Here is a 16,103-nt window from a genome sequence, read left to right on the forward strand (position 1 = left end):
GGTCAAGCAACGCGCGGACCACGGAAGATGACGTCGCAAGTTCGAGCCCCTCGCGTCCAGCCGGCCGCCCCGAAGTCAGCGACGGGGGCCAAGCCGGCGGGGCGGGGACGTCCGTCCAAGGCCACGGGGCGGGACCTGAAGGAGACCATCCTCGACGCCGCCGAGGGCCTGTTCGCGCGCCACGGCTTCCACGGCGTGACCATCCGCCAGGTCGCCGCCGAGGCCGGCGTCGACACCGCCCTGATCCACTACTACTTCGGCGCCAAGCGCGAGCTGTTCGACTCGGTGTTCCTGCGCCGGGCCGAGATCCTCAACAGCGCCCGCGTCCTGTCGATGGACGCCTACGAGAAGAGCCACCCCGGGACCATGACCGTCGAAGGGGTGATCGAGGCCTTCATCGAACCCCTGCTGCGCATCTCCCAGGACGGCGGCCAGGGGTGGAAGAGCTACTTCGCCCTGGTGGCCCAGGTGAACAACACCCCGGCCTGGGGCGGCGAGACCATGGCGCGGTTCTTCGACCCCGTCGTCCACCGCCTGGTCGACACCCTGAAGGTGGTCCGTCCGGACGCCCAGGACCGCGACCTCTACTGGAGCTACCAGTTCCTGACCGGCTCGATGATGCTGGCCTTGTCCGAGACCGGACGCATCGACTCCCTGTCGGGCGGCGAGTGCCATTCCAGCGACCTGGGAGCGGTGCGCGCGCGCCTCTTCGCCTATTGCGCCGCCGGCTTCGAGGCGGTGATCGCCCGCGCTCCGCAGGGCTGATTCCCCAATCTTGTCAGTAGGCTGACCAGTCGTCAGACCTTCATTTCATCACTTGGTGAAAAAAGGCTGGCGCAAAGCTTCCGTCTGGGTGACAGTGTTATCCAATTCGCGGGCCGATGAATTCGCGAAAGCCGGGAAATGCGTCCGTTGAACGGGGCTGTCCGGCACGGGACGGAACGCATAAGGGGAGGGGAAACCCAATGAAGACGATGCTCAAGCTCGCCTTGATGGCGGGCGCCGCCTGGTCGGCGACGGCCGTGACCGCCATCGCCCAGGAGGCCGCGCCGGCGCCCGGCGCCAACGCCGCGCCGATGGTCGAGGAATTGATTGTCACCGCCCGCCGCCGCGAGGAGACCCTCAAGGACGTGCCGGTGGCCGTCTCGGCCTACGGCGCCGAGAAGCTGGAGCGCATCGGCGCCGGCGACATCACCACCCTGCAGCAGACCACCCCCAACCTGACCCTGCAGATCGCCCGCGGCTCGAACTCGACCGTGATCGCCTTCATCCGCGGCGTCGGCCAGCAGGACCCGCTGTGGGGCTTCGAGCCGGGCGTGGGCCTCTATGTCGACGACGTCTACATCGCCCGTCCGCAAGGCGCGGTGCTGGACGTCTACGACGTCGACCGCATCGAAGTGCTGCGCGGCCCGCAGGGCACGCTCTACGGCCGCAACACCATCGGCGGCGCCATCAAGTACGTGACCCGCAAGATCACCGGCGAGCCGGAGTTCAACATCAAGGGCACGATCGGCTCGTACAACGAACACAACGAGATCGCCTCGGTGAAGGGCAAGCTGAGCGACCAGCTGGGCCTGTCGCTGGCCTTCGCCAAGTACGATCACGACGGCTATGGCAAGAACCTCAACACCGGCGCCGAGCACTACGACAAAGACGTCCTGTCCAGCCGCGCGACCCTGGAGTTCACGCCGACCGACCAGCTGTTCTTCCGCCTGTCGGGCGACTACCTGAAGGACAACTCCAACCCCCGCCACGGCCACCGCGAAACGCCCGCCATCGCCTTCGGCGGCGCGCTGATCCCCGGCGGTAGCCCGCCGGCGGACGTCTATGACACCAACGCCGGTTCGGGCGACTACAACCAGGTCATCACCAAGGGCGTGTCGCTGCTGGGCGAATGGACCCTCAACGACGCCCTGACCTTCAAGTCGATCAGCGCCTATCGCAGCGGCTCGACCAACGGCACCATCGACTTCGACGAACTGCCCGGCGCCTATCTCGACGTGCCGGCGCACTACAACGACCATCAGTTCAGCCAGGAATTCCAGCTGGTCTATTCGTCGGACCGCATGCAGGGCGTGGCCGGCGTCTACTACATGAGCGCCACGGCGGCCGGGGCCTTCGACACCGTGGTCTCGCAGGCCAACACCACCACCGCGACCTCGGGCTGGGTCGACACCGAGAGCTGGGCGGCGTTCGCCGACGTCAGCTACGACCTGACCGAGAAGCTCTCGCTGTCGGTGGGCGGCCGCTACACCAAGGACGACAAGACCGGTCACGTCTACCGCCAGAACTTCACCGGCATCCGCAGCCCCCTGTTCGGCAACAGCGTCGCCGTGCCGGGCCTGCTGCGCTCGAACTTCACCAATTCCAAGGACTTCGAGAAGTTCACCCCGCGCGTCAGCCTGCGCTACAAGTTCGACGACGAGCGGACAGGCTATGTCTCCTACAGCCAGGGATTCAAGTCCGGCGGCTTCGACATGCGCGGCGACGTCGTCCTGACCCCCGACACCGTCAACGGCTACGAGCCCGAGACGGTCGACACCGTCGAAGGCGGCCTGAAGGGCACGTTCTTCGACCGTCGCCTCAGCCTGAACTCGGCGATCTTCTACTCCAAGTACAAGGACCAGCAGGTCACCCTGCAGACCCCGGTCGGCGCGTCGATCGCCAGCCAGGTGATGAACGTCGGCAGGTCGCACATGTACGGCCTGGAACTGGAAGGCGTTGCCGTCCTGACCCACGCCCTCAGCGCCAACTTCTCGCTGGGCTACGTCAAGGCGAAGTACGACGAATACCTGGCCCTGGACCTGACCCAGGTCCCGCCGGTCAAGCGTGACTTCGCCGACTCCCGCGTGTTCCAGAACACGCCGGAATGGGTGGGCAACGTCGGCCTGAACTGGACCACCGACCTGGGCGACCGCGGCAGCGTGACGGTGACGCCGATGGCTTCGTATCGCGGCGACTTCAGCATGTTCGAGGCGCCCAGCGTCCTGGATCAGAAGGCCTACTGGCTGTACGACGCCAACATCACCTGGGCCTCGCCGGACGGCGGGCTGAAGGTGATCCTGCAGGGCAAGAACCTGTCGGACGAACGCTACCGCGTCGGCGGCTACAACTTCCCCAACGGCGCGACGGGCGTCTTCGCCAACTCGGTCAGCGCCTTCTACGGCCCGCCGCGCACCTACAGCGTGACGGTGGCCGCCAAGTTCTAGGTCTCCCCCTCGACCTCGACTATCCGGCGGCGGCTTGCTGAAACGGGCCGCCGCCGTTTCTTTGTCCACCTCACGAATCGCGGCGGGATCAGATGAGCGACGCACAGAAGCAGACCACCGGCGGCTCGCGCTATCGCTACGTCGTGCTGGCCATGCTGATCCTGGTCTACACGCTCAACTTCCTGGACCGGCAGATCCTCGGGATCCTGGCCAAGCCCATCAAGGAGGAGTTCGGCCTGACCGACGGCCAGTTCGGCCTGATGAGCGGCCTGGCCTTCGCCCTGCTCTACACCACCCTGGCCATCCCGATCGCCTGGCTGGCCGACCGTTTCAGCCGGGTGTGGATCATGACCGCCGCCCTGACCCTGTGGAGCGGGTTCACCGCCCTTTGCGGGTTCGCCGGCGGCTTTTCCCAGCTGTTCCTGGCGCGGATGGGCGTGGGCATCGGCGAGGCGGGCGGGGTGGCGCCGGCCTATTCGATGATCGCCGACTACTTCCCCAAGTCGCAGCGGGCCCGGGCCCTGGCGGCCTACGCCTTCGGCATCCCGCTGGGCACGGCGGCCGGCGCCCTGGTGGGCGGCCTGCTGGCCGTGCACTTCGGCTGGCGCACCGCCTTCATCGTGGTCGGGATCATCGGCGTCGCCCTGGCGCCGGTCTTCCGCTTCGTCGTGCGCGATCCGCGTCGGGGCGGGGCCGACATGGCGGCCGGCGACACCACCACCGTCCAGGCCCCCGCCGCGCCGCTGGGCGAGGTGGTCGGGGTGCTGGCGAAGAAGCCCAGCTTCTGGCTCCTCTCGTTCGGCGCGGCCTCGTCGTCGGTCTGCGGCTACGGCGTGGCCCTGTGGCTGCCGTCGTTCTTCATGCGCAGCCTGGGCCTGACCCTGCGCGAGACGGCCTGGTACTATTCCGGCATCGCCTTCTTCGGCGGCCTGCTGGGCATCTGGCTGGGCGGCGCCGTGGCCGATCGACTGGGGGCCAAGTCCAAGGCCGGCTATCCGCTGACCCCGGCCGTGGCCTTCCTGATCTCTGTGCCCTGCTTCCTGCTGGCCATGAACAGCGGGTCGCTGGTCGGCGGGATGGGCGGGAGCGCGGCCCTGGCCCTGGCCTTCGCGATCTTCCTGATCCCGACCGGGCTGAACCTGGCCTGGCTGGGACCCATCACCGCCGCCGTCCAGCACCTGGCCCCGGCCCCGATGCGCACCACGGCCTCCGCCCTGTTCCTGCTGATCAACAACCTTTTGGGGATCGCGGTCGGCACCTACTATTTCGGCCTGGTCTCGGATCTGCTTAAGCCCACGTTCGGGGCTGAATCCCTGCGCTGGTCGATCTATACCGGCATGGGGTTCTACCTGGTCGCGGCCCTGCTGTTCTTCCTGGCCTCGCGACGGCTGGCCAAGGACTGGGTCGACTAGGCTGAGACGTTTGGGCGCAGCGGCGAAAACGCCACCGTTCCGACACGTTCAGGTTACAAGAGCCCGCTGACGAACGCGGGACCGCGACCATGGGCAGTGACGACCGGCATATCTTCCATGACCCCACCGGGCGGCGGGACCGGAGGATGCGGCTGATCCTGGGGATCGTGCTGTCGGCCCTGGCGGCGATCGTCGCCGCCTTCCTGGCCACCCTGGCCTTCGCCCCGCGCCTGCCCTCGGTGACGCTCAAGGACCCGCACGTCCTGTCGTCGCTGCACAAGGAATCGGCCCACCGGCTGAAGCCGAACCTGGACTGGCGCAAGGTGCCCCGGCCCACGGCCACCGCCACCCAAGGGGGAGAAGGGGGCTCGGCCCAGTCGCGGCCGATCAGCGTCGGCTTCTATGTCAGCTGGGACGAGGACTCCCGCGAGTCCCTGCGCCGCAACATCGACAAGCTGGACGTGGTCTCGCCGCAGTGGGTGGCGCTGAAGGGCCCCGGCGGCGACATCGCCGTGGACGACGACCCGCAGGGCGTGGCCCGGATCGCCGCCGCCCCGAACCATCCGGCCGTGCTGCCCCTGGTCCACAACTCGGCCAACGCCGCCTTCAACGGACCGCTGGGCGACGCCCTGCTGGCCAATCCCCAGGCGCGGGCCAAGCTGATCGCCGGCCTGGCCGACCTGGCCGTCCGGCGCGGCTACGGCGGCTATGTCTTCGACCTGGAGAACCTGTCGCCCAAGGGGCTGGCCAACTATCCCAAGCTGCTGGACGAGGCCCGGGCGGTGCTCAAGCCCCAGGGCCGCGAGGTCTGGGTCACCGCGCCGTTCGACGAGCAGGGCTGGCCGCTGAAGGCGCTGCAGGACTCGTCCGACACCCTGGTGCTGATGGCCTACGACCAGCACTACGCCGGCGGCGATCCCGGGCCGAACGCCGGCCAGGACTGGTACGAGAGCGAACTGGCCAAGCGGTTCGCCAAGCTGGACCCGGGCCGCACGATCCTGGCCCTGGGCGCCTACGGCTACGACTGGACGCTGAAGAAGGACGGGACCCCCGCCTCGGGCGCGCCGGCCACCTTCCACGAGGCCATCCGCAACGCCCAGGACGCCGACGCGACCATCGACATGGACGACGACGCCCTGAACCCGACCTACACCTACACCGACGACAACGGCGACGGCCACGTGGTCTGGTTCCTGGACGCCGCCACCCTGTTCAACGAGGTCAAGGTCACCGACGCCTGGAAGCCGCGCGGCTACGGTCTGTGGCGGATGGGCATGGAGGACCCGGGCGTCTGGAGCGTGCTGGGCAAGCCCTACGGCCAGGCCTCGGCCCAGGCCCTGACCAGCATCCCCGCCGGCCAGAGCGTGGACTTCGACGGCGGCGGCGAGGTCCTGCGTGTGACCAACCTGCCCACCCCCGGCAAGCGGTCGCTGGAGTTCGACCCCGACACCGGCCTGATCGCCGACCAGACCTACGACGTCCTGCCCAGCTCGTACGTGATCCAGCGCTACGGCCAGAAGCCCGGCCTGGTGGCCCTGACCTTCGACGACGGCCCCGACCCGCGCTGGACGCCCAAGATCCTCGACATCCTCAAGGAAAAGAACGCCCCGGCCACGTTCTTCGTGATCGGCGAGAACATGCAGAACCGGCCCGACCTGGTGAAGCGCGAGGTCGCCGAGGGCCATGACGTGGGCAGCCACACCTGGACCCACCCCAACATCGGCGAAATCCCCGTCGCCCAGACCGACGTCGAGCTGAACGCCACCCAGCGGCTGTTCGAGGTGATCACCGGCCGCTCGATGCGCCTGTTCCGCCCGCCGTTCTTCGGCGACGCCGAGCCGTCGACCCCGCACGAGGTCACGCCCCTGCTATCGGCCCAGACCCTGGGCTATCTGGCGGTCGGCCTGCGGATCGACACCGACGACTGGCAGAAGCCGCCGCCCCAGACGATCATCGACCGCACGCTGGAGCGCCTGGACCACCCCGGCGACCGGCCCGGCCAGGTGGTGCTGCTGCACGACGCCGGCGGCAACCGCGCCAACACCGTCAAGGCCCTGCCCGAGCTGATCGACCAGATCCGCGCGCGCGGCTACCGCCTGGTGACGGTCGGCGAGCTGGCGGGCATGACGCCCGAGCAGGCCATGCCCAAGAGCGACCGCGACCCCATCGCCCTGGCGCTGGACCGGCTGGGCTTCGGCCTGTTCCGGGGACTGAAGGTGCTGCTGACCACCCTGTTCCTGACCGCCATCGCCCTGGGCCTGGCGCGGCTGGTGTTCCTGGCCTGCCTGGCCCTGGTCCACCGCTGGACGCACGAGAGCCCCGAGAACCTGGACCCCGCGACCGGCCCGCTGGTCAGCGTGCTGATCCCCTGCTTCAACGAGGAGAAGGTGATCGCCGCCTCGGTGTCGCGGATCCTGGAGTCCGAATGGAAGAATATCGAGGTCCTGGTCCTCGACGACGGCTCCAAGGACAACACGGCCGAGGAGGTGCGCCGCGCCCACGGCGACAATCCGCGCGTGACGCTGCTGAGCTTCGAGAACGGCGGCAAGGCCCGGGCGGTCAACCGCGGCCTGGCCGTGGCCAAGGGCGACTATGTCGTGGCCCTGGACGCCGACACGCTCTTCCCGCCGAAGACCATTGGACGCCTCGTCCGCTGGTTCCAGGACCCCCGGATCGGGGCGGTGGCCGGCAACGCCATCGTCGGCAACCGCCTGAACATCGTCACCCGCTGGCAGGCCCTGGAATACGTCACCGCCCAGAACCTGGAGCGCCGCGCCCTGGCCGCCCTCGGCGCGGTGACCGTGGTGCCCGGCGCGGTCGGGGCCTGGCGCAAGAGCGTGCTGGACGACCTGGGCGGCTATCCGGCCGACACCCTGGCCGAGGACCAGGACCTGACCATCGCCTGCCAGCGCGCCGGCTGGAAGGTGGCCTTCGACCCCTCGGCCCAGGCCTTCACCGAGGCCCCCGACACCGTCAGCGGCCTGCTGAAGCAGCGCTTCCGCTGGTCGTTCGGCACCCTGCAGTGCGTCTGGAAGCACCGCGCGGCGCTGTTCAATCCCAAGACGCCCGCCCTGGGCTTCGTGGCCCTGCCGCAGATCTGGCTGTTCCAGATCCTGCTGGCCGTGGCCGCGCCCCTGGTCGACCTGGCGGTGGTCTGGAGCCTGATCTCGGGTCTCTACGGCGCGATCGCCCACCCCGTGGAGTGGTCGCCCGACGACACGATTCGGGGGCTGCTCTACTGGGCGGTGTTCATCCTGGTCGACCTGTCGGCCGGCGCCCTGGGCATGGCCCTGGAGAAGCGCGCGCCCTGGGCCGACCTGCCGTACCTGCCCGTCCAGCGCTTCGGCTACCGCCAGCTGATGTACTACGTGGTGGTCAAGTCGGTGCTGACGGCGGCGCGCGGCGGGCGTGTGGGCTGGGGAAAACTCGAGCGTCGGGCGACCGCGACGGTCAAGTGACCGGCAACCCAGGGGGTATGACAAGGCTGTCATTCGCTCCTGCGAGTGGTAGCGGTACCTTTTTTGTGGACAGGATGAGGGCGGCTTGACCCTTGGGAAGCCGATGTTCGGTGAAAAAGTCCAAGCGGTTCCGGGCTTGCGCGACAGAACCCCACTTTTTCAGATAGGCTGATTAATCGGTCCAAGCGCGGTTGCGCCTGCGAAATCACGCTCCTATAACCCGGCCACAATTTTCAGAAGCCGTCGTCGAGACCGGTCCCTCATGAACATCCACGAACACCAAGCCAAAGCCGTCCTCGCAGAGTTCGGCGCTCCCGTTCCGCGCGGCTATCCCGCCTTCACCGTCGAGGAGGCCGCGGCCGCCGCTGAAAAGCTGGGCGGTCCGGTGTTCGTCGTGAAGTCCCAGATCCACGCCGGTGGCCGTGGCAAGGGCAAGTTCGAGGGCCTGGGCCCCGACGCCAAGGGCGGCGTCCGCGTCGTCAAGTCGGTCGCCGACGTCAAGTCCAACGCCGAGGAAATGCTCGGCCGCGTGCTGGTGACCCACCAGACCGGCCCCAAGGGCAAGCAGGTCAACCGCCTCTACATCGAAGAAGGCGCGGCGATCGCCAAGGAATTCTACCTGTCGCTGCTGGTCGACCGCGAGACCTCGATGGTCTCGGTGGTCGCCTCGACCGAAGGCGGCATGGACATCGAGGACGTGGCCCACGCCACCCCCGAAAAGATCCATAGCTTCTCGATCGACCCGGCGACGGGCGTGTGGCCGACCCACCAGCGCGCCCTGGCCAAGGCCCTGGGCCTGACCGGCGGCCTCGCCAAGGAAGCCGCCACCCTGCTGACCCAGCTCTACACGGCGTTCCTGGCCAAGGACATGGCCATGCTGGAGATCAACCCGCTGATCGTCACCGCCGACGACCACCTGCGGGTCCTGGACGCCAAGCTGTCGTTCGACGGCAACTCGCTGTTCCGCCACCCGGACATCCGCGCCCTGCGCGACGAGAGCGAAGAAGACCCCAAGGAAATCGAAGCCTCGAAGTACGACCTGGCCTACATCGCCCTGGACGGCGAGATCGGCTGCATGGTCAACGGCGCCGGCCTGGCCATGGCCACCATGGACATCATCAAGCTGTACGGCGCCGAGCCGGCCAACTTCCTGGACGTCGGCGGCGGCGCCTCGAAGGAGAAGGTCACCGCGGCCTTCAAGATCATCACCGCCGACCCGGCCGTGAAGGGCATCCTGGTCAACATCTTCGGCGGCATCATGCGCTGCGACATCATCGCGGAAGGCGTCATCGCCGCCGTGAAGGAAGTCGGCCTGAAGGTTCCGCTGGTGGTCCGCCTGGAAGGCACCAACGTCGAACTCGGCAAGAAAATCATCTCGGAAAGCGGCCTGAACGTCATCGCCGCCAACGATCTGTCTGACGGCGCCGAGAAGATCGTCGCGGCCGTGAAGGGTGCTCGCTAATCATGTCGATCCTCATCGGTTCTGAAACCAAGGTCATCTGCCAGGGCATCACCGGCGCCCAGGGCACGTTCCACTCCGAACAGGCCATCGCCTACGGCACCAAGATGGTCGGCGGCGTCACCCCCGGCAAAGGCGGCCAGACGCACATCGGCCTGCCGGTGTTCGACACCGTCGGCGAAGCCAAGGAAGCCACCGGCGCCGACGCCTCGGTGATCTACGTCCCGCCGCCCTTCGCGGCCGACTCGATCCTGGAAGCCATCGACGCGGAAATCCCGCTGATCGTCTGCATCACCGAAGGCATCCCGGTGCTGGACATGGTGCGCGTGAAGAAGGCCCTGCAAGGCAGCAAGTCGCGCCTGATCGGCCCGAACTGCCCCGGCGTCCTGACGCCCAAGCAGTGCAAGATCGGCATCATGCCGGGCTCGATCTTCTCGGAAGGCTCGGTCGGCGTCGTGTCGCGTTCGGGCACCCTGACCTACGAAGCCGTGTTCCAGACCACCAATGCGGGCCTGGGCCAGACCACGGCCGTCGGCATCGGCGGCGACCCGGTCAAGGGCACCGAGTTCATCGACGTGCTGGAGCTGTTCCTGGCCGACGAAGCCACCAAGTCGATCGTCATGATCGGCGAGATCGGCGGCTCGGCCGAGGAAGAAGCGGCCCAGTTCCTGAAGGACGAAGCCAAGCGCGGCCGCAAGAAGCCCATGGTCGGCTTCATCGCCGGCCGCACGGCTCCTCCCGGCCGTCACATGGGCCACGCCGGCGCGATCATCTCGGGCGGCAAGGGCGGCGCCGAGGACAAGATCGCGGCGATGGAAGAGGCGGGCATCCGCGTCTCGCCGTCGCCGGCCAAGCTGGGCGAGACCCTGCTCGAGGTGCTCAAGGGCTAACAGACGACACCGAAACCCCGCCCCGCGCGGGGCCCAGGTTTTTTGCGACCGCCAGTCGACGATCCGAAAAAATCACCTGGGCCCCGTTCGTTATACGGGCGTCCGGTGATTGAGAGACTATATTTACGCAACGGCACTAAGCAGTGGCGTAAAAGGATCGTAAGGCAAAGACGATGGCGGACGACGCAGGCATCATCAATCAGGTCTTGACCGAGACCTCGTTCCTCTACGGAGCCAACGCGGCATTCGTGGAAGATCTCTACGCCCGGTGGGCGGAGAACCCCGGATCGGTCGAGCCCTCTTGGGCCGCCTTCTTCGCCACGCTCTCGGACCAGGCCGACCAGGTCAAGGCCGCCGCCAAGGATCCGGCCTGGACCCCGCGTCCGACCCCGGCCCTGCGTCCCGACTGGCTGTCGGCGATCGACGGCCAGTGGCCGACCGTCGCCCCGGCCGTCGAGGCCAAGGTCTCCAAGGCCATCGAGGCCAAGGCCCCCGGCTCGTCCGCCGAAGCCGTCCGCGCCGCCACGCTGGACAGCCTGCGCGCCATCATGATGATCCGGGCCTACCGGATGCGCGGCCACCTGGCCGCCAACCTCGACCCGCTGGGCCTGGAGCCCAAGCCCGCCGCCCCCGAGCTGGACCCGGCGACCTACGGCTTCGCCGAAGCCGACTACGACCGCCCGATCTTCCTGGACTTCGTGCTGGGTCTGGAGACCTCGTCGATCCGCGAGATCCTGACGATCCTGCGCCGCACCTACTGCGACGCCGTCGGCGTGCAGTACATGCACATCTCGGACCCGACCGAGAAGGCCTGGCTGCAGGAGCGCATCGAGGGCCGCGACAAGGAGATCGTGTTCTCCAAGGAAGGCAAGGTCGCCATCCTGAAGAAGCTGATCGAGGCCGAGGGCTTCGAGCGCTTCCTGCACAAGCGTTTCCCCGGCACCAAGCGCTTCGGCCTGGACGGCGGCGAGGCCATGGTCCCGGCCATGGAGCAGATCATCAAGCGGGGCGGCGCGCTGGGCGTGAAGGACATCGTCCTGGGCATGCCGCACCGCGGCCGCCTGAACGTGCTGGCCGCCGTGATGGGCAAGCCCTACCACGTGATCTTCCACGAATTCCAAGGCGGTTCGTCGGTGCCCTCGGACATCGAGGGTTCGGGCGACGTGAAGTACCACATGGGCGCCTCGTCGGACCGTGAGTTCGACGACAACAAGGTCCACCTGTCGCTGACCGCCAACCCGTCGCACCTGGAGATCGTCAACCCGGTGGTGATCGGCAAGGCCCGCGCCAAGCAGGCCTTCACCCTGCGCGAGCAGCCAGACGCCGGCCGCGGCCACGTGCTGCCGCTGCTGCTGCACGGCGACGCGGCCTTCGCGGGCCAGGGCGTGGTGGCCGAGTGCTTCACCCTGTCGGGCCTGAAGGGCTACCGCACGGGCGGCACCATCCACTTCATCGTCAACAACCAGATCGGCTTCACCACCAGCCCGCGCTATTCGCGCTCGTCCCCGTATCCGTCGGACGTGGCCTTGATGGTCGAGGCCCCGATCTTCCACGTGAACGGCGACGATCCCGAAGCCGTCGTCTTCGCCGCCAAGGTCTCGACCGAGTACCGGCAGAAGTTCGGCAAGGACGTGGTCATCGACATGTTCTGCTACCGTCGCTTCGGCCACAACGAAGGCGACGACCCGACCATGACGTCGCCGATCATGTACGCCAAGATCAAGGGGCACCCGCCGACCCGCGAGCTTTATGCCAACCGCCTGATCGGCGAGGGCGTGATCACCCAGGCCGAGTCCGACGCCTGGGTCAGCGAATTCGAGAGCTTCCTCGACACGGAATTCGAGGCCGGCAAGGGCTACAAGGCCAACAAGGCCGACTGGCTGGACGGCAAGTGGAAGGGCCTGGCCCTGCCGGGCGACGAAGACCGTCGCGGCAAGACCGCCTTCCCCAAGACCCGCCTGCTGGAGATCGGTCGCCAGATCACGACCGTCCCGGACCGCATCGACGCCCACAAGACCGTCAAGCGCGCCATCGAGAACCGCCGCGAGGCGATCGAGAAGGGCGAAGGCATCGATTGGGGCACCGCCGAGCACCTGGCCTTCGCCACCCTGCTGGACGAGGGCTTCCCGGTCCGCCTGTCGGGTCAGGACTCGGTCCGCGGCACCTTCACCCAGCGCCACTCCGACGTCATCGACCAGAAGACCGAAGAGCACTACACGCCGCTGAACAACATCCGCGCCGGCCAGGCCCACTACGAGGTCATCGACTCGGCCCTGTCGGAAGAGGCGGTGCTGGGCTTCGAATACGGCTTCTCGCTGGCCGACCCGAACACCCTGACCTTGTGGGAAGGCCAGTTCGGCGACTTCGTGAACGGCGCCCAGGTGGTGATCGACCAGTTCATCAGCTCGGGCGAGCGCAAGTGGCTGCGGATGAGCGGCCTGGTGATGCTGCTGCCGCACGGCTACGAAGGCCAGGGCCCCGAGCACAGCTCGGCGCGCCTCGAGCGCTTCCTGCAGTCGTGCGCGGAAGACAACATGCAGATCGTCAACTGCACGACGCCGGCCAACTACTTCCACGCCCTGCGTCGCCAGATGCACCGCGAGTTCCGCAAGCCGCTGGTCGTCATGACGCCCAAGAGCCTGCTGCGCCACAAGCGCGCCGTCTCGAACCTGTCGGACTTCACCGAGGGTTCGGGCTTCCACCGCGTGATGGTGGACGGCGCCGAGGCCGGCTGCGACGTCGGCGGCGTCACCCTGAAGAGCGACGATCAGATCAAGCGCGTCATCGCCTGCTCGGGCAAGGTCTACTTCGACCTGATCGACCAGCGCGCCAAGCTGGGCCGCGACGACGTCTACATCGTGCGCCTGGAGCAGTTCTATCCGTGGCCGATGAAGTCGCTGATGCAGTTGCTGGGCCGCTTCAAGAACGCCGACCTGGTCTGGTGCCAGGAAGAACCCAAGAACATGGGCGGCTGGACCTTCGTGGATCCGTGGATCGAGCTGACGCTCGACAAGCTGAACGTGAAGGCCAAGCGCGCCCGCTACGTCGGCCGTCCGGCCTCGGCCTCCACGGCCGCGGGTCTGATGAGCCGCCACATGAAAGAGCTCGAGACCTTCCTGAACGAAGCGTTCGCCTGATCGCTTCGTCCTGCCTGATCTGAACCCGCCCGACCTGAACACGAGACAATCGGAACCCCACATGGCCGACATCATGACCCCCGCCCTCGGCGAATCCGTCACCGAAGCGACGGTGGCGCGCTGGACCAAGAAGGCCGGGGAGGCGGTGAAGAAGGACGAGCTGCTCGTCGAACTGGAAACCGACAAGGTCAGCCTGGAAGTCGTGGCTCCGGCCGACGGCGTCCTGGCCTCGATCGCCGCCGAGGAAGGCGCGACCGTGGTGCCGGGCACGGTGCTGGGCGTGGTGACCGAAGGCGGCGCCGCGACCGCTGCTCCGGCCGCCGCCGCCCCCAAGGCCGCCGCTCCGGCCCCGGCCCCGGCTCCCGCCGCCGCTCCGGCCCCCGCGCCCGCTCCGGCCCCCGCCCCGGCTCCGGCCGCCGCCGCGCCGGTCAGCCCGGCCCCGGCCCGCATCGCCGCCGAGAACAACCTGGACCTGTCGAAGGTCGCGGGCACCGGCAAGGACGGCCGCGTGACCAAGGGCGACGCCCTGGCCGCCCTGGAAGCCCGCGCCAACGCCCCGGCCCCGGCCGCCGCTCCCGCCGCGCCGCGTCCGATCCACGAGCGCGAAGAGCGCGTGAAGATGACGCGCCTGCGTCAGACGATCGCCCGCCGCCTGAAGGAAGCCCAGAACACGGCCGCCATGCTGACGACCTTCAACGAGGTCGACATGACGGCGGTCATGGCCCTGCGCAATTCCTACAAGGACGTGTTCGAGAAGAAGCACGGCGTGAAGCTGGGCTTCATGTCCTTCTTCACCAAGGCGGTCGTCGCCGCCCTGAAGGCCGTGCCGGACGTCAACGCCGAGATCGACGGCCAGGACATCGTCTACAAGAACCACTACGACATCGGCGTGGCCGTCGGCACCGACAAGGGCCTGGTCGTCCCGGTGGTCCGCGACGCCGACGTGCTGAGCCTGGCCGAGATCGAGAAGGCCATCGGCGCCCTGGGCAAGAAGGCCCGCGACGGCGCCCTGGCCATCGAGGACATGCAGGGCGGCACCTTCACCATCACCAACGGCGGCATCTACGGCTCGCTGATGTCGACCCCGATCCTCAACGCCCCGCAGTCGGGCATCCTGGGCATGCACGCGATCAAGGAGCGGGCCATGGTGGTCGGCGGCAAGATCGAGGTCCGCCCGATGATGTACCTGGCGCTCAGCTACGACCACCGCGTGGTCGACGGCGCCGGCGCGGTGACCTTCCTGGTGAAGGTCAAGGAAGCCCTGGAAGACCCGCAGCGCCTGCTGCTGGAGCTCTAGTCGCTCTTCAGGAACGAACGGAAAGGGGTCGCGAAAGCGGCCCCTTTTTCGTTGTCGCGGGCCAGCATTGAGACGCGCGTGGATTTCATGTATCTATGACTTGTAGATACATCGAGGTCGCGATGACCAAGCTCGATATCCAGCCCCCCCGCGCCAAGCTCTTCACCCACGGCGGCAGCCAGGCCGTTCGCCTGCCCAAGGCCTTTCGGTTCGAAGGGACGGAGGTGACCGTCCGTCGCGAGGGCGACGCGGTGATCCTCGAACCGGTCGCCGCCAAGCCGCCTCGCACACAGGCCGATCTCGACGCGATGTGGGCCCGCATCGACGCGCGAGGCGGCGCCGACTTTCCGGACCGTGAACAGCCGCCCGAACAGGAACGGGAGTTCTGGTGAGCCTGGCGTTGGACACCAACGTCTTCGTAGATCTCATTCGAGGACGGAAGGCGATCATCCGCCAGCGCCGGGACAGGGCGATCCTGGCGGGGGAAACCCTGCTGACCTCGCTGATCGTCTATCACGAACTACGGTTCGGCGTGGCGCTCAGCCGCGATCCGATCGGCGAGGCCTTGAACGTGGCCGAGGTCCTGGACGGTGTCGTCATCGAGCCGTTGAACGAAGACGATGTGACGGCCGCCGCCACCGTCAGGGCCAAGCTCAGACCGCATGGAAGTCCCGTCGGGCCCTATGACGTGCTGATCGCCGGCCAGGCCCTGGCGCGCGGCTGGACGCTGGTCACCTCCAACGCCCGTGCGTTCTCCCGCGTCGAGGGCCTGGATATCCAGGACTGGAGCCAGCCATGACCGCCGCCCGCGACCGCCTCTTCCTCCTGCGCCCCGACTGGATCGACCAGGATCGGCCCTGGTTCTGCATGGCCTGCGCGGCGGTCGAGGGCTTCCTCGGCTACTATCCGGCGGTGCGCGAGGCGCTGGACGTGGCCTACCTGCCGTATCCGCGGCCGCGCCGTCCGGTGGCCGACCTGCTGGGCGAGGCGAACCAGAACCTCCCGATGCTGATCCTGGCCGAGCCGTTCGCGCATCCGGACCTGCGCGAGGGCGACCTGAACGAGGCCGGCGGCCTGTGGTTCGCCACCAACGAGGGGCCCATCACCCGCGTCCTGGCGGCGCGATACCGCGTCTCGCCGCCGCATCCCTGAGGTCGAGGCGGCGCAAACGCACAAGACGCCGCTGACCGAGGCTTTTAACGCACCTGTTGGGTTGATCCTTAAGGCAGAGGCGCTAGGAG

At 67.9% G+C, this 16,103-nt stretch carries 11 protein-coding genes; all 11 read left to right on the forward strand.

The window, feature by feature from the left end; genetic code table 11:
• Window positions 1-27: 27 nt before the first annotated feature.
• The 11 genes from BR39_RS0110580 to BR39_RS0110635 all read left to right on the forward strand — a co-directional run bounded on the left by BR39_RS0110580 (window position 28) and on the right by BR39_RS0110635 (window position 16,014).
• Window positions 28-765, forward strand: coding sequence for a TetR/AcrR family transcriptional regulator (locus tag BR39_RS0110580; RefSeq protein ID WP_029911073.1), 738 nt, complete (start codon window positions 28-30; stop codon window positions 763-765).
• Window positions 766-965: 200 nt separating this feature from the next.
• Window positions 966-3,209 (forward strand): TonB-dependent receptor, encoded by a 2,244-nt coding sequence (locus BR39_RS0110585; protein WP_029911076.1) that lies wholly within the window; start codon window positions 966-968, stop codon window positions 3,207-3,209.
• Window positions 3,210-3,301: 92 nt separating this feature from the next.
• Window positions 3,302-4,621 carry an MFS transporter gene (locus tag BR39_RS0110590; RefSeq protein WP_029911078.1) on the forward strand — a complete coding sequence of 440 codons (1,320 nt, stop codon included), beginning with the start codon at window positions 3,302-3,304 and terminating at the stop codon, window positions 4,619-4,621.
• Window positions 4,622-4,767: 146 nt separating this feature from the next.
• Complete coding sequence (locus BR39_RS0110595; RefSeq protein WP_231499436.1) at window positions 4,768-8,079, forward strand: glycosyltransferase; 3,312 nt, start codon at window positions 4,768-4,770, stop codon at window positions 8,077-8,079.
• Between the two features lie 262 nt (window positions 8,080-8,341).
• Complete coding sequence (sucC, locus tag BR39_RS0110600; RefSeq protein WP_029911082.1) at window positions 8,342-9,541, forward strand: ADP-forming succinate--CoA ligase subunit beta; 1,200 nt, start codon at window positions 8,342-8,344, stop codon at window positions 9,539-9,541.
• Window positions 9,542-9,543: 2 nt separating this feature from the next.
• Window positions 9,544-10,428, forward strand: a complete 885-nt coding sequence (gene sucD / locus BR39_RS0110605) for a succinate--CoA ligase subunit alpha (RefSeq protein ID WP_029911084.1) — start codon at window positions 9,544-9,546, stop codon at window positions 10,426-10,428.
• 173 nt (window positions 10,429-10,601) lie between these two features.
• Window positions 10,602-13,565 carry a 2-oxoglutarate dehydrogenase E1 component gene (locus BR39_RS0110610; RefSeq protein ID WP_029911087.1) on the forward strand — a complete coding sequence of 988 codons (2,964 nt, stop codon included), beginning with the start codon at window positions 10,602-10,604 and terminating at the stop codon, window positions 13,563-13,565.
• A 61-nt stretch (window positions 13,566-13,626) separates the two neighbouring features.
• Entirely contained in the window at window positions 13,627-14,862 is a 1,236-nt protein-coding gene (gene odhB / locus BR39_RS0110615; protein WP_029911088.1) for a 2-oxoglutarate dehydrogenase complex dihydrolipoyllysine-residue succinyltransferase, read from the forward strand.
• A 122-nt stretch (window positions 14,863-14,984) separates the two neighbouring features.
• Window positions 14,985-15,254: an antitoxin gene (locus BR39_RS0110625; RefSeq protein ID WP_029911091.1), complete on the forward strand. Its 270-nt coding sequence runs from the start codon at window positions 14,985-14,987 to the stop codon at window positions 15,252-15,254.
• Window positions 15,251-15,661 (forward strand): PIN domain-containing protein, encoded by a 411-nt coding sequence (locus BR39_RS0110630; RefSeq protein ID WP_051695425.1) that lies wholly within the window; start codon window positions 15,251-15,253, stop codon window positions 15,659-15,661. Before BR39_RS0110625 ends, BR39_RS0110630 begins: the two co-directional genes overlap by 4 nt.
• Window positions 15,658-16,014 (forward strand): DUF3088 family protein, encoded by a 357-nt coding sequence (locus tag BR39_RS0110635; protein WP_029911097.1) that lies wholly within the window; start codon window positions 15,658-15,660, stop codon window positions 16,012-16,014. Before BR39_RS0110630 ends, BR39_RS0110635 begins: the two co-directional genes overlap by 4 nt.
• The last annotated feature ends 89 nt before the right edge of the window (window positions 16,015-16,103 follow it).

Origin of the sequence: Caulobacter sp. UNC358MFTsu5.1 (assembly GCF_000712075.1) — a bacterium.
Classification (GTDB): domain Bacteria; phylum Pseudomonadota; class Alphaproteobacteria; order Caulobacterales; family Caulobacteraceae; genus Caulobacter.

Coding starts and splice junctions, on each gene's coding strand:
- BR39_RS0110580 (WP_029911073.1), top strand. CDS start 28: ATGACGTCGCAAGTTCGAGCCCCTCGCGTCCAGCCGGCCGCCCCGAAG.
- BR39_RS0110585 (WP_029911076.1), top strand. CDS start 966: ATGAAGACGATGCTCAAGCTCGCCTTGATGGCGGGCGCCGCCTGGTCG.
- BR39_RS0110590 (WP_029911078.1), top strand. CDS start 3,302: ATGAGCGACGCACAGAAGCAGACCACCGGCGGCTCGCGCTATCGCTAC.
- BR39_RS0110595 (WP_231499436.1), top strand. CDS start 4,768: ATGCGGCTGATCCTGGGGATCGTGCTGTCGGCCCTGGCGGCGATCGTC.
- sucC (WP_029911082.1), top strand. CDS start 8,342: ATGAACATCCACGAACACCAAGCCAAAGCCGTCCTCGCAGAGTTCGGC.
- sucD (WP_029911084.1), top strand. CDS start 9,544: ATGTCGATCCTCATCGGTTCTGAAACCAAGGTCATCTGCCAGGGCATC.
- BR39_RS0110610 (WP_029911087.1), top strand. CDS start 10,602: ATGGCGGACGACGCAGGCATCATCAATCAGGTCTTGACCGAGACCTCG.
- odhB (WP_029911088.1), top strand. CDS start 13,627: ATGGCCGACATCATGACCCCCGCCCTCGGCGAATCCGTCACCGAAGCG.
- BR39_RS0110625 (WP_029911091.1), top strand. CDS start 14,985: ATGACCAAGCTCGATATCCAGCCCCCCCGCGCCAAGCTCTTCACCCAC.
- BR39_RS0110635 (WP_029911097.1), top strand. CDS start 15,658: ATGACCGCCGCCCGCGACCGCCTCTTCCTCCTGCGCCCCGACTGGATC.